The organism is Algoriphagus sp. 4150, assembly GCF_031457395.1.
In the GTDB taxonomy this organism is placed as follows: domain Bacteria; phylum Bacteroidota; class Bacteroidia; order Cytophagales; family Cyclobacteriaceae; genus Algoriphagus.
The window spans coordinates 114,897-130,164 of the sequence record NZ_JAVDWS010000002.1 but is presented as its reverse complement, the minus strand read 5'-3'; the positions used below and the strand labels follow the sequence as shown (position 1 = coordinate 130,164).

The window sequence follows — 15,268 nt, the reverse complement described above, 5'->3', positions numbered from 1 at the left end:
CGGGACAGGCTATCTGACCTCTTAAAACAAAATATAAACAGATGAAAAAGGCACTGATCATCATTTTAAGTGTATTTCTATTTTTGATAGCCGCGGCAGTAGCTGTCCCATTCCTTTTCAAAGACAAAATCGCCGCCCGGATTGACTGGGAAATTGCACAATCTGTGAATGCCAAAGTAATTTATGACATAAATAATGTCAGCTTGAGCCTTTTCAGAAGATTCCCGAATGTTTCCGCAAGAATCAGGGATTTAGATATTGTAGGAAATGCTCCGTTTGAAAAAGACACGCTGGTCTCTCTCCGGGAAATCTCCATAGATTTTAATCTTAAATCTGTCATTTTTGATGAGTACCCCACTTTAACCGGCGTGCATTTGAACGGCGGAAATGTTTACATCAAGGTACTGGAAGATGGCACTGCAAATTACGACATCACCTTCCCATCGGAAGAAGTAGTAGAGGAATCGACAGAGAGCAATTTCCAGATAGGAGTGGAGCAGATAGAAATCAGTAATCTAAACGTCGTTTACGACGATAGACAGCTCAATTATTTCATGGCTTTGGGAGGTATTAATGCAAAAGGATCCGGTGACTTTACTGCCGATGTCTATGATCTTCCAATCGAGCTGGATGCACTGATCGCAGACATTAGCTATGAAGATGTAAGCTACCTTTCCAATAAAACATTCAAAGGGAAAACACTACTGAATATCGATTTGGAAAACATGAAATTTACGCTGGGAGAAGGCGATTTTCAGCTGAATGACTTCCTGTTTGGATTGAATGGCTATCTGGCAATGCCCAGTGATGACATGGAAATGGATATTTCCATTGAAGGGAAAGACAATGAATTCAAAAGTATCCTGTCTTTGGTTCCGGGGATTTACTCAGATAGTTTTTCGAGTTTGAAAACCTCCGGAACGATGGATTTTACAGGAAAAATCAAGGGAATCTATAATGAAGAAAAAGTTCCGTCCTTTGATATTGCCTTGAAAATAGCTGATGGCATGTTCCAATATCCTGACTTGCCAAGGCCTGTGAAAAATGTAAATCTTGACCTTCAGGTCAAAAACGAGACAGACAACATCGCCAATACCTCCGTATCCATTCCTACCTTCAATCTGGACTTCGGCAGCAATCCTATTTCCGGTAAGTTGCATCTTTCAGATTTGGTGAGTTACACTATAGATGCGGCTTTGAAAGGTAAACTCAATCTGGAAGAGCTGACTTCCATTTTTCCGATTGAAGGCATTGCTTTGAAGGGCAATCTGGATGTAGATGCTACCGCAAAGGGTCGCTATGATTCTGCCGCAGGCATTATTCCTGCGATCAACGCAAAGCTGCTGTTGGCTAATGGCTATGCTAAAAGTGCCGATTATCCCGCTCCAATAGAGAAACTTACTGTCAATGCTTCTATTCAAAATCCAAGTGGAAGTATGACGGATTTTCTTGTCGACCTGAGCAGATTCGGATTTGAACTCGAAGGAGAGGCTATCAATGGAACTATGAAAATCCGTGATTTCGACAAGTTAATTTGGGATGGAGAGATCAAAGGCGGGGTAGATCTCAAAAAGATTTTGGCGATTTTCCCTATGAATGACATGAATATGGAAGGCAGAATTCTGGCCGATATCAATACAAAGGGGTCCTATGCAGCTGTACAGGCAGAAAAATACAATCAGCTGGAAACCCGTGGTACGATGGATATCAGCAATTTCAAGTATTCATCCTCAGATGTACCTCAAGGAATTCAGATTGCCAAAGCAAAAGCTGAGTTCACACCGGAACGGATTAATCTCACCGAATTCGATTCCCATATCGGTGAAAGCCCACTGCAAGCTACAGGCTCACTGTCAAATTACATGAACTATTTCTTGGGAGAGAATGGTACGCTCAAGGGACAACTTACCATGAAGAGTAGTAGGTTCAATGTGAACGAATGGATGACAGAGGGCACATCCTCAGATACTACGAGTGCCGGGCTTTCGGTCATAGAGCTTCCCAACAACATAGATTTTGCTATGTCAGTGGCTGCAAATGAAGTTATATATGACAACATGAACCTCAAGGATGTAAAGGGAAATATGTCTTTAAAAGACGGTATTCTTAGCTTTTCCGATGCTTCCATGAAAACGATGGGGGGTACTATCGGATTGGATGGAAAGTATGATCCCCGTGATCTTACTTCTCCGGCTTTCAATTTCAAATTGAAAATAGCTGATCTAAGCATTGCCGAGGCATTCAACTCTTTCAACACCATCAAGGCTTTTGCACCGATAGCTCAAAACTTGACCGGTAAATTCAATTCCAATCTTAGTTTCTCAGGGAAACTAGGACAGGATATGATGCCTTTACTTTCAAGCCTTGATGGGGAAGGTTTGCTAAAAGTCGCCGAAACAGCCCTAAAGGACAGTAAAATCTTAGAAGGAATCACCAGTCTAACCAAACTGAAAGATGGCAATTCTCTTCAGATGAAAAATATTGCTATTCCTATCAGTATTGAGAATGGCGTAATGGACGTAAAGCCCTTTGATGTGAAGCTTTGGGACTATCAGGCCAAAGTGCAGGGAACTGCAGGCTTTGACGGCTCAATAAATTATTTGGTAGATATGCAGATACCCGCTGGCAAATTTGGCTCGCAGGCAAATGCCCTGCTCGCCACAATCTCAGGCAGTTCGATGGATGAAAACACCACCATCCCACTGGCATTGAATCTTTCCGGCACATACAATTCTCCCAAAATTTCCTTGGCCGGTGGCAACAGCATTGAGTCTTTACTGGCCAATGCATTGAAAGCTAGAGTAAGTGGGGAAGCCAATGCTCTTCAAAGTAAGGCTACGGAGCAGTTCAATGCAACTCAGGATAGCGTGAAGCAAGCTCTTAAGGCAAAATCCGAAGTAGCTCAGGACAGTGCCAAAAAAGAGCTTGAGAAGCAGGTAGATGTTGCCAAGGATAAAGCCGTGGACGAGGCAAAGAAATTACTAAAGGGCTTTTTCCCTAAAAGTACTCCTGCAACCAAACCTGATACTTCGGCTGTGAAGAAGGATTAATAAATGTCAGTTCGGGCGAAGTCGAGAACACTAATATTTTTGGCTCGACTCCGCTCAAACTGACAAACGTCTCTTCCTTTCTAAAAATCACGACTAAACCCAATATTGTCAACAACCACCACGCCTGAGGTATTTTGGTCAAAGACAAACTTTATGATTTTGGTCTGAGTAAGGTTAAAACTTGTATTTAATTCAGCAAATTTCCCCAGGTTAAAAGCGAAGGTCTGGAAGACCTTTTCAGAATCATTATGTCCTTTAATGAAATCCGATTTCATAATTACAACGGGTATTTCACGCTGCAAAGGAGAAAATTCGCTTAGCAAAAACGAAATAGATTGTCCTGCTGAATCAATCAGGTGGATAGTAAAGTCCAAAGGTTTCTTTGCTTTCTTTTTCTCAGACTCATTCTTAGTCTTCGCTACATTATTTTCTGGTTCTTCAGTAGAATTTTCCTCCCCGTCTTCGCTTTCCTCTTTGTTAATTTCGTTTGTGCCATTAACCCATTTTCCCGAAGATTTAGGATTGGAGTCTTCGGTTGATTCTGCCATCGAAAACATCAGCACACTCGCTGAATCAAGTAGGAATGCAGAAGGATTCAGGTTTAGACTGTAATTGGCAATCAGAGAATCCGGAACAAAATCTTTTGCTCTATCATCTTTCAAACTATCCGCAACTTCATAATCCCAACCAAGAAAAGCAGCCCGTGAGCCTTTCTTCGCCCATTTCAATTGAATTTCAGATTCTCTCCACACGCTTAAATTTTTGGATAGTATACTTCCCGAATCAGCAGATAGGGTGCTCACATCAAAATCTTCTTCAAAATTTGCGAGTGTTTTCAGATTTGAATCCTCAAACTGGTTTAAGTAAATAGTCTCCGGTAGCCAATTCTTTCCCCTTCTGGCATCCAGAAAAAGTGGCAAATATTCCATTTCCCCCTGTAAGGTAGTTTCCAAAAATGCTGCAATGTAGACTTTGGCAATCTCTCGCTGACTATCCTCATTAAGCTGTTGCTTGAGATTTAAAAGTCCCAAGAATGGATTTCCGGTATCGTTATTCCCCCAAGAAGTATTGAATTGTCCATGATTCGCTCCGTAGACATAGAGTCCGGCTTTGAAGTGATAAGCAGAATCCTGAAAAGTAATCCGCTCATATTGCATGGATCCCATGTATGAAGACACATCAGCATCCTGAGATCCATGGATCACAAAATAATCAATGTTTTTCAGCTTCGTTCTAGTATCACCTGGTTCGTATTGTCCATCCACCGGAGCTATAGCTACGATGGACTTAATATTGAAATTATAATTTAGTCTGACAGTCGCATCATCAGGATAATAGTCCAATTCATTGAGCATGGCCGCATGGACTACAGCTTCCCCACCTCTAGAATGACCGATAAGCGCAATCTTATCTATGTCTATTTTATTAAAGAAAGGATGGTCAGCTTGAGTATTCCAATTGTGCCAAACTTTGAGATGCTCCAAAAGCAGCCAGCCTCTAGCATCGTTCTCCTTTTCCAATCCTCCCTTGATATCTGTCCAGGAACTATTAATGAAATTCTCGTCAACTGACACTAAAATCATTCCTCTGGAAGCAAGCAACTCACCCAAATAATCGTATCCCGGGTCAGAATAATCCTGCATGCTGTGATTGCCATGGACTACAAGTACAAGAGGAAAAGGCCCTTGTCCTTCAGGATACCAAACACGACCGTTTATGGGCAAAGACTTATCATCAAAGCCCCAGTACTTCTCCCTCCACCAGCCAGAAAAACCCTTCCAATTGTCCAAAAAAGCTACTCCGTTTACTGAATCTGTTATAAAATTATCGATTACCTTATCTGCAAATTCCGGTCTGTGCTTATCTTTTCCACTTCCATACGTAATCGTATTAACCCTATATTCTCCAGCTTCTGCAGGGGATTTTCCAAGAATTGGAGGTATTTTATCACTTGATAGCAATGCTGCATTTTCTATAGGATCCACTTCCAAACCCGTGAGTAAATAGTAATAACCTGATATTCCCAATCCGGCAAGTCCAATAAGTAAACCCAATACAGCTACTACTTTTTTGGGGACCCTCAGGACTGAAAAATGTGATTTTCTGAAAGTATAAAATGCTGCTCCCAGTAAAGACGAGATTAGTACAAGTCCAGTTACGAGTACGATTTGTTGGTAAACAATCAAAAACAACAAGGGCACTGACATAATGAATGCTACCCTATAGATTTTTGGAATCAGCGAAATAATCCTAATCAACCATGATCCCAACAATCCCAGCAAAAAGGCTAAAAGAAGAGTGATTAAGCCGAAAAGCAAATACCAGGGATCTCCTATTTCAAAAGCAAATAAAATAGAATTGATAAGAATCAAACAAACAATAAGAACGATCAAACCAATTGCGGCTCCCTTGATGGCCGTATTACCCGGAGCTACAAGCAGAAGTTTTGACCTAATCCAAAGTCCGGCTCTCTTAATCCATTTCTTCATTTTCAAAGAAGTATAGTGATTCGTTCTTATTCCTAAGCTACCTTTTTCCTACTAGAAAAAGGAACCATTTATACTCTTTTCTGCATAGTTTGTACGGAGGTGGGGTTTCTGTTGAACGAAAACTCTTAATTTCTTTGTCTTACAATTGACTTTGGCGGCGATCAAGTACCGGTTGCCCCCAATGAGCTCCTGTTTATTTGTCAGTGTTCATGATGGTGATGCTATCTGGGATGCCATCAATAACGGGATAGAGTGGCAAGTGGCGCTGCTGCCCCTGTATAATATAGCCCTATTTACCTCTAAGGATGATTTTCAGATCCAGATCCTTCTTGTCAAAAGGCTGGTCTTCGGCTGACGGAAAACTACGACTTCCCCCCGGATTGAATATGGAGTATGAAAAAAAACAGGAGCTTTTGGCTCCTGTTAGTAATTTAATCGTTTTTCTTACTTTCTTTCTTTGCGGCTTTTGCCGCCCGCTTTTCCTTTAACGTTTTTGTAGCCTGAGATTTATCATTCTTAGGTTTACCTTCCGGTTGCTTAGCCATAGTTTCATTGATCAAATGATGTAACTGATTCCTGTTAAGTTAACGGGAATTCTCAACGGCTCAATCTAAATGTGCCTAATTATTTTATGGATGAAGAATAGTAATCGGTATTCAGTCACAGCGATCACTGTGCAACTAAGACTGAATACTGTGACTGTCTACTTAGGGCATGCTGAAAAACGCCAGTAATAGGTCAAAATCTATCATATTGAATGATTACCCTATTTTTCATGCGAACGGTTTTTCAGCAAGTGCAAGCTTATTGACCACAATAGGTCTTTATCCATGTATCAGAAAATCCCAAAATCGGGAGTTGCAAGCTAGCCTCAGCCATACCATCTTCTACGTTGGCCTCATTCGAGGTATAAGCATACATCTTCACTCGGCCGCCTTGAATCTGGCATAACTGAGACTTTTTCAGCAATCCCTACTTAAAAGGGATATTTTCCCTGATCGATCATATAATCAGCAATCTGCCTTCTCAGTTCTTTCGTATTGTAAAGCTCTGATTTGGTAAATCTCTTCAAGCCCATCAGCATCACTTTCTGCTCATCTCCTTTGGTGAAGCTCCCTATGGCTTCCTTCGCAGCAGTAGCAATTTTATCAACTGCCTCGGAGAGATAAATCTGCGTCATAGCTATTTGGTTCTTGCAAGCCTCTTCACCTTTCAATGAGACAAGCTTCTCTGTCCGAAGGATAGCTGACTCGCTCGCGTAGATTTCGATCATCACATCAGCAAGATTCATCATGATCTCCTGCTCATCTTCGATCTTGTCCTGAAGTGTCATGGCAGCTTTTCCACCCACCATCAGGAATACTTTCTTCAGTTTTTTCAGCACTTCCTTCTCAGCTGCAAAAAGCTCGGAGGTGTCAATTGTCTCAAAAGACGGCACAGAAGTAAGCTCTTTGGAAACGGCCATTGCAGGATCGAAAATATTGATCTCTCCTTTCATCGCCCGCTTCAATAGCATTCCTACCATCAAAATACGATTGATTTCGTTCGTGCCTTCGTAGATCCTGGAGATCCTGGCATCACGGTAGGCCCGCTCCATAGGTGCGTCTGCCGAATATCCCATACCTCCATAGATCTGAACTCCCTGATCCACTACATAATCCAAGGCTTCAGAGCATTGTACTTTTGCGATCGCACATTCAATGGCAAATGCTTCCACTCCCTTCAATTTTGCCTGACTTGCTTCCATCCCCTCTGCTTCCAAGGCATTGATTTTATTTTCAATATCCTGACCTGCGCGGTAGCAAAGTGCTTCTGAGACATAGGATTTGGTCGCCATCTCAGCCAGTTTGGATTTGATCGCCCCGAAAGAATTGATGCTTACGCCGAATTGCTTACGCTCGGTGGAATACTTGATCGCATTGGTAGTTACTGTCCTCACTCCTCCCAATACGCCGGCACCGAGTTTTACTCTACCGATGTTCAGAATATTCACGGCGATTTTGAATCCATTCTGACGATCAGAAAGCATATTTTCCACAGGAACAGGACAATCGTTGAAAAACACCTGACGGGTGGAAGAGCCTTTGATCCCCATCTTTTTCTCTTCCTCATTCATCGTGATCCCTCCGAAGGACTTCTCTACAATGAATGCTGTCAGATTTTTGTCGTCTTCGATTTTGGCAAAAACAATGAATAAATCCGCAAAACCTGCATTTGAAATCCACATTTTCTGGCCATTGAGAAGGTACGTTTTACCATCTTCAGAAAGCGTGGCTTTGGTTTTACCACTGTTTGCATCCGAACCTGCATCCGGTTCTGTCAGACAATAGCAAGCTGCCCATTCGCCTACGGCAAGTTTTGGCAGATATTTTTTCTTCTGCTCCTCAGTGCCGTAGTACAGGATCGGAAGTGTACCGATCCCTGTATGTGCGCCATAGGTAGTGGAAAATGAGCCTGCTGAGCCAATAATATCTGCGATCAGCATGGAAGTATTAAAACTCATCCCCATTCCTCCATATTCCTCGGGAACTGTAATTCCCAAAAGACCGAGATCTCCGGCTTTTTTGAAAATTCTCGGTATAAGGTCAGGGTCTTTCATACTATCAATCTCCTGCACGTGGGGAGTGATCTCTGTATCAATAAAATCCTGACAGGCTTGAGCCATCATTCGTTGCTCTTCTGTAAATTCTGCGGGGATAAAGATGTCTTGCGCATCTGTCTCCTTGATGAGAAATTCTCCTCCTTGGGTTGATTTTGTTATTGTGGCCATTGTTATTTAGACTTAAGATTATAGACGTAAGACATAAGATTCGACTCGGTTTAGTACTGAGTCCATTTCGTTATTCGAAATTCATCATTCGGAATTCTACTTTTTCAATATCGAATGATGAATGAGAAATAATGAATGTTGAAGTCTCGAAATCGGCTATTTGAGTAGCTCATAGACCCCCGCAACCCCCTGACCACCACCTACGCATGCCGTGACCAGTCCGTACTTCTTGTTCCGACGTCGAAGTTCATTGAAGATCTGAACAGAAAGTTTTGCACCGGTACATCCCAGCGGATGACCTAGGGCAACTGCTCCACCATTTACATTGACAATATCGGGATTGAGGTCCAGCGCTTTGATTACTGATAATCCCTGTGCGGCAAATGCCTCGTTTAGTTCGATCAAATCAATGTCATTCAAACTTAATCCTGCCTGCTTCAGTGCTTTTGGAATCGCCAATTTTGGGCCTATTCCCATAATTCTGGGATTGACTCCGGCAGTACTATAAGACATCATTCTGGCAACCGGCTCAATATTCAATTCCTTCACCATCCGCTCCGACATCACGACTACGAAAGCTGCTCCGTCAGAAGTTTGGGATGAATTTCCGGCCGTGACCTGCCCACCATTTTTGAAAGCCGGTTTCAATCCTGACAGCACTTCCATCGTAGTTCCCTGACGAGGTCCTTCGTCCGTATCCACTACATATTTTCGGGTTTTCTTCTTGCCTTTTTCATCGAGGTAAGTCTCTTCTACTTCCACCGGTACGATCTCCTCTTTGAATTTCCCGGCTGCTATGGCCGCTATGGCTTTCTCATGGGATCTCACCGAAAAAGCATCAGATTCTTCCCGGGTGATACTGTATTCTTTTGCCAACTCTTCAGCCGTCAATCCCATACTGATATAATAGGAAGGATTCTCTTTCGCAATTTTATAATTCAATACAGTCTTATATCCCATCATCGGCACCAGAGACATGGATTCTGTCCCTCCCGCAATGATGCAATCCGCCATTCCGGCCTTTACTTTTCCTACTGCCAATGCAATGGCTTCGATTCCAGAACCGCAATAGCGATTTACGATAAATCCGGGATTTTCAACTCCCAAGGCAAGAAGAGATATCATTCTGCCCATCTGCATTCCCTGTTCCGCCTCCGGAACGGCATTACCCACGATCAGGTCATCCACCATTTTGGTTTCCAATCCTGGCGTATTGGCTACCAGATGCTTGATCACATCCGCCGCCAGATCATCCGGGCGATAAAATCTAAATCCGCCTTTTTTGGCTTTTCCCACCGCCGATCTATATCCATTTACTATATATGCTTCCATGTTATTTTCGAGTTATTTGAGTGTTTGGGTTAATGAAGTATCAAGTATTTAGTACTTAGTATCAAGACTTCGCTTCAATCGAAGTTTTAAGACCCACGATCATACGCTGGACCTCAATAAGATCCTTTTCCATCTCTCGAGCTGATTCGGAATCAAGAATACCAACCCTTTCAGAAATGATCATTTGAGTTTCAAGCTCAAAACTTTCTCCTAAACTGATTTCCAAAGAGTTTACGAATGACTTACTGGATGTCTTGGCACAACCCTCTGCTATATTTGATGGTATAGAGACCCCTGCTCTTCTCATTTGAGAAATCAAACCAAACTTCTCTTCATTTGGGAATGACTTCGTCACTGAATATATTTTTACAGCAAAATCAACCGCCTTCTGCCATACTTTGAGTTCCTTGAAGTTGTGCATAGTTTAAAAGTTAAATCTTAATACTTACTACTGTCTATATTTTACTTGATACTTATGTCTTGATACTTAATACTAATTTCTCAACGGTTTTCCCTTAAATAGAATACTGTGGATTCTCTCCAGTGTTTTCTTCTCTCCCGTCAAACTGAGGAAGGCTTCCCGCTCCAAGTCAAGAAGGTATCGTTCGGAAACTTCTGTAGGTGATGACAGATCACCTCCCGACATTACCCAAGCCAATTTTCTGGCAATTTTCGCATCATGCTCAGAGATATATGCGCCGTACTGCATTCCCGTCACTCCGGCATCAAACAATGCAAGCGACTCTTTACCCAGAACTTTAATATTTGTCTGCTCAATAGGCTGAGTATATCCTGCTTCATGCATCGATAGCACCTTGCTTTTTGCCTCTGCCAATTGCCGCTTACGGTTTAGTGTTATTCCATCTGATTTTCTCAAATAACCCAGATTTCTGGCTTCTTCGGCTGAAGTGGAAACTTTCGCCATGGCAATGTTCATGAAGTATTCCTGCAACTGGTTCAGTTCCACATCCCCTGAAATCAAACTATTGGAAAATCTCAACGTCATCTCCTTGGTACCACCACCGGCAGGAATCAAACCTACCCCAACTTCCACTAGTCCCATGTACAATTCTGCATGAGCCTGTACGTGATCTGAGTGTAGAGAAAGCTCGCATCCACCGCCCAGAGCCATATTATGTGGAGCAACTACTACAGGAACTGAAGAAAAACGTGCCCGCATCATCGTATTCTGAAACTGCGCAATCATTAGGTTGATCTCGTCGAAATCCTGATCTCCTGCAAACATAAACAGCATGGCCAAATTGGCTCCGGCAGAGAAATTTGCTCCTTCATTGCCGATTACCAGACCTTTGTGAGACTTCTCAGCCATACCGATAGCCGTATTGATCCCTTCGATGACTTCAGCTCCCATCGAATTCATCTTGGTATGAAACTCCAGGCCGATCACATCATCGCCCATATCATAGACAGATGCTCCCGGATTGTTCCATAGTTTTTTACCGGCCGATTTCAGTGTGTCCAAAATGATGAACTCCTCCAGACCAGGAATTTCCAGATAGGATTTACTAGGAATGTCATAATAATGCTTTTTACCGTTTTCTACTTTGTAAAAAGACTCATTTCCCGCATCCAGCATCTCATAGACCCAAGCGGCAGGTTTCTCACCGGCTGCTTCCATTTTGTCCACGGTCTCTTTGACACCCAGAACATCCCATGTCTCGAATGGTCCGAGTTCCCAGCCAAAGCCGGCAGATACTGCCTGATCTATTCTATACAGTTCATCAGAAATCTCAGGAATACGATTGGAGCAATATCTAAACAAATCGTAATAAGTCGCACGGTAAAACTCGCCGGCACGATCATCGAAATTCACCAGATATTTGATCCGCTTTCTTAGGTCTTCAAATTCCTTTGCAGCTTCCAAAGCTTTGAATTTTGGCTTTTCTACATCCTTATATTCGAACGTCTCAAAGTCTATTTCCTTCAACTCCTTGGTGCCATCCTTGTGACGGATCATTTTGAAGTAACCCTGCCCTGTCTTATCCCCAAACCACTTATTGGTATGTAAAACCTCTACTATCTTGGGAAGCTTGAATTTATCTCTGGATTCATCATCCGGAAGGGCTTTGTAAAGATTATTGGCTACGTTCACGGTAGTATCCAAACCGACCACATCCATAGTCCGGAAGGTCGCGGATTTAGCCCGACCAATCAGCGTTCCGGTCAATTTATCCACTTCAGATACTCCAAGCCCCATTTTCTCAATGGTGTGCATGGCTGAAATAATTGCATAAACACCAATTCTATTTGCGATAAATGCCGGTGTATCCTTACAGAGCACTGTTTCCTTCCCTAGAAATTTATCACCGTAGTCCATCATAAAATCCACAATTTCCGGCTTTGTTTTAGGACCTGGAATAATCTCCAACAGTCTCAGATACCGGGGCGGATTGAAAAAGTGTGTTCCTACAAAATTCTCCTGAAAGTCTTCCGATCTTCCTTCACACATCATATGCATAGGAATTCCAGAAGTATTGGAGGTGATCACTGTGCCCTGTTTTCTATATTTTTCTACTTTTTCAAAAAGACCCTGCTTAATATCCAATCTTTCAACAATTACTTCGATGACCCAATCATAGTCCTTTATCTTGGGAAGGTCATCATCAAAATTTCCTGTGGTGATCCTGGATGCAAAAGCTTTATCATAGATAGCTGAAGGATTTGACTTCAATGTGCTTTGCAAAGCTTCGTTTACTATCCGGTTTCTGACAATAAGGTCATCCTTGGTGAGTCCTTTTTTCTGTTCCTGCTCTGAGAGTTCAAAAGGTACAATGTCCAATAAAAGTACCTGAACGCCAATATTGGCGAAATGACAGGCAATTCTGGATCCCATAACTCCCGAACCTAAAACGGCAACTTTTTTAATGGTTCTGTTCATAATTTTGGGCTTTTAACCTAGTGGCGGTTATTGGTTTATAATTCAAATATTGGTTTGTTGATATCTACTCCCTTATCAATATGCACCTGATCGATGACGAGCTGAATCTTTTCAAATACACTAAAAAAGCTACTGAGATCTTCTTCGCTGATCACCTCACGCACCTGCTCATTGAATTCCCGAATGGTATTTACCGAGATTTCTTTTTTCCTTTTTCCTTCTTCCGTAAGGTAAATCCGCACCGATCTCTTGTCAACCAAATCAGGTTTCTTGAAAATAAGTCCTTTTTCTTCCATCGTCTTCAGCATACGGGTTAGGCTTCTGGTCTCCAAGCCTATTTGCGGTGCAATTTTGGTAGCCGGTGTTCCTTCCTTCGAATTGATGTTGATCAGTACAAAGCCGATGGCAGTAGTGAAACCTTCCGCAGCGGCCTGCTGATTGTACATTCTGGAGATGGCGTGCCAGGCGCTTTTTATATGATAATCAACTGTTTCTTCTCTCTTCATCTCTCCTGATTGCTTCAATTTTAACGATTTCTAATGTACAAAAAATAATGTATGCATGCATACTATATTGGAAAAAAGTTATGCATGCATCACAAATTGACATTTGAGGAAAATTTAATAAAAAGCCAGCCTTGATGATGGAAATGAAAAATAATCCTGTAGAACCAGAATATTTGCAAAAAATGCCTCCTTTGACAATAGGATTTACTAATGTTAAAAAATTGTAAAGTCATCTAAATCAGGTCGTCATTCCTGATAGATAAGCTCAATTTCAGCTTGGTATTTCTGCAAGATCACTTTTCTCTTTAATTTCATAGTGGGAGTCAATTCTCCCGATTCAATCCCCCAAGGCGCTGTCAATAAGCTAAAACGTTTCACTTGTTCCCATTTCGCAAAGTATTTATTCAGCTGCTCCAGCTCACGGTCATACTTTTCGATGATTTCAGGCTTCTCGATCATCTCCTTATCAGAGGTGTAGGGGATTCCTTTATGCTTACAATAGTCTTTTAACCCTTCAAAAGCTGGGACAATAAGTGCCGCCGGAAAATTTCTGTTTTCGCCCACTACCATCAGCTGATCAATCAGTGTAGATTCCTTGAATTTATTCTCCATCAGCTGTGGTGCGATGTACTTCCCTCCGGAGGTTTTGAACATCTCTTTTTTACGATCTGTGATCTTTAAGAATTCTCCGTCAAGCTCTCCAATGTCCCCTGTATGAAACCAGCCGTTTTTAAGTGCCTCTGCGGTCATTTCAGGCTGTCGGTAGTATCCTTGCATGACATTGGGTCCTTGGACGAGAATTTCGCCGTCTTCAGCTATTTTCACTTTCACATCCTTTACTATTTTTCCCACCCATCCGATTCTCATCTCTTCCCGTGTGCAAATAGAGGCAGACACCACCGGTGAAGTCTCCGTCAGGCCATATCCCTCACATACTTTTATCCCGGCAGCCCAAAAAACCCTGGCCAATCTAGGCTGCAGGGCTGAAGCGCCTGAATTAATCTGGAGAACCTCTCCGCCCAAAGCTTCTCTCCATTTACTAAAGATTAATTTATTGGCGATTTTCAGCTGAAAATCATACCAACCTCCCATTTCCTTGGCAGGATCATACTCCAAGCCCAGCTTCAGTGCCCAAAAGAAAAGTCCTTTCTTAATGCCGGTAAGCTCGTATCCTTTAGCTACTATTTTATCATAAATTTTCTCCAAAAGACGGGGAACAGTATTGAATGCATGTGGTTTGATTTCCTTCATGTTTTCAGCCAGCGTCTCCAAACTCTCGGCATAATAAATAGAAAAACCCAAGTACATAAAGCAAAAAGAACCGGTACGCTCATAAATATGACAAAGAGGAAGAAAACTCAGTACCCTTGATGAACCGGTAGCAGGTGTCATAATGGATGCAATCGATACTACATTTGAAAGAACATTGGTATGGGAAAGCATCACGCCCTTTGGTCGTCCGGTAGTGCCTGAGGTATAAATAATGGTAAACAAATCATACGGCTTAACATCCACTTTCAAAAGCTCAAGCTCTGCAATACTCTCATTTACTCCTTTTGCCAAGAAATCCTCCCAGAAAACAGCTCCATCCAGATGCGAAAAGCTATAGATCGTGCGCTGCCCACAGACCTCTTTTGCTTTATCATAAATGGTCTGGTCACCGACGAAAATCATCTTGACATCAGCATGGTCAAATATGTATTCAAAGTCAGATGAAGTAATGGTGGGGTAAACAGGAACTGAGATGGCACCGATCTGCTGAAGGGCCAAATCGATAAAATTCCATTCAGGACAGTTTTCAGAGATTATCGCAACTTTCTCTCCCTTTTCCAATCCTTCTTTCAAAAACGCCAAACTCAGATTATCGACTATTTCCTTGAGATCTCTTGATGAATAGGCCTTCCACTTCCCGTTCTTTTTTTTGGACAAAGCTATTTCCTTGTCATACGTTGCAATTTGGTACGGAATTAAATCAAAAAGTCTGCTCGGCTTCATAGTTCATCATTTTGGGTGTCTTATAATATTACCAAAATATGAGGCCATTACAAAGAGTTATCCACGCTCTCTTTTTATAATAATTGTAAAATAGATTTTTAAAAAAATTCTTTACTAAGGTTATTAGGACTGTGGATTTGTGGAAAAGAAGGGGGATTAATCTTCTCCACGTTATTCATTGGACTTTACTTGGGTTTCCCACGGGTTATCCCCGTTTTGTCCACATG

Annotated in this window: 9 protein-coding genes; 2 read left to right on the top strand and 7 right to left on the bottom strand. The window is 42.0% G+C overall.

The window, feature by feature from the left end:
- The first annotated feature begins 41 nt into the window (after positions 1-41).
- Positions 42-3,050 carry an AsmA-like C-terminal region-containing protein gene (locus J2X69_RS03895; RefSeq protein WP_310098753.1) on the top strand — a complete coding sequence of 1,003 codons (3,009 nt, stop codon included), beginning with the start codon at positions 42-44 and terminating at the stop codon, positions 3,048-3,050.
- 80 nt (positions 3,051-3,130) lie between these two features.
- Here the strand turns inward: J2X69_RS03895 and J2X69_RS03890 are convergent, their stop codons facing one another.
- Positions 3,131-5,539 (bottom strand): chlorophyllase/cutinase-like alpha/beta fold protein, encoded by a 2,409-nt coding sequence (locus J2X69_RS03890; protein WP_310098750.1) that lies wholly within the window; start codon positions 5,537-5,539, stop codon positions 3,131-3,133.
- A 181-nt stretch (positions 5,540-5,720) separates the two neighbouring features.
- Here J2X69_RS03890 and J2X69_RS03885 point away from each other — a divergent pair, with 181 nt between their 5' ends.
- Complete coding sequence (locus J2X69_RS03885; RefSeq protein ID WP_310098747.1) at positions 5,721-5,894, top strand: hypothetical protein; 174 nt, start codon at positions 5,721-5,723, stop codon at positions 5,892-5,894.
- 621 nt (positions 5,895-6,515) lie between these two features.
- On the opposite strand, the gene J2X69_RS03880 is transcribed toward J2X69_RS03885, so the two are convergent.
- From J2X69_RS03880 to J2X69_RS03855, 6 genes are all read right to left on the bottom strand, one after another.
- Positions 6,516-8,309 carry an acyl-CoA dehydrogenase family protein gene (locus tag J2X69_RS03880; protein ID WP_310098745.1) on the bottom strand — a complete coding sequence of 598 codons (1,794 nt, stop codon included), beginning with the start codon at positions 8,307-8,309 and terminating at the stop codon, positions 6,516-6,518.
- Positions 8,310-8,465: 156 nt separating this feature from the next.
- Positions 8,466-9,641: an acetyl-CoA C-acyltransferase gene (locus J2X69_RS03875; protein WP_310098743.1), complete on the bottom strand. Its 1,176-nt coding sequence runs from the start codon at positions 9,639-9,641 to the stop codon at positions 8,466-8,468.
- A gap of 61 nt (positions 9,642-9,702) precedes the next feature.
- A complete protein-coding gene (locus J2X69_RS03870) occupies positions 9,703-10,062 on the bottom strand; it encodes a four helix bundle protein (protein ID WP_310098741.1) in 360 nt (119 codons plus the stop codon).
- Positions 10,063-10,134: 72 nt separating this feature from the next.
- Complete coding sequence (locus tag J2X69_RS03865; RefSeq protein WP_310098739.1) at positions 10,135-12,540, bottom strand: 3-hydroxyacyl-CoA dehydrogenase/enoyl-CoA hydratase family protein; 2,406 nt, start codon at positions 12,538-12,540, stop codon at positions 10,135-10,137.
- 35 nt (positions 12,541-12,575) lie between these two features.
- On the bottom strand, positions 12,576-13,046 hold the full coding sequence (locus J2X69_RS03860; RefSeq protein ID WP_310100069.1) for a MarR family winged helix-turn-helix transcriptional regulator: 471 nt from the start codon (positions 13,044-13,046) through the stop codon (positions 12,576-12,578).
- 246 nt (positions 13,047-13,292) lie between these two features.
- Positions 13,293-15,041 carry a long-chain fatty acid--CoA ligase gene (locus tag J2X69_RS03855; protein ID WP_310098737.1) on the bottom strand — a complete coding sequence of 583 codons (1,749 nt, stop codon included), beginning with the start codon at positions 15,039-15,041 and terminating at the stop codon, positions 13,293-13,295.
- Positions 15,042-15,268: the final 227 nt, after the last annotated feature.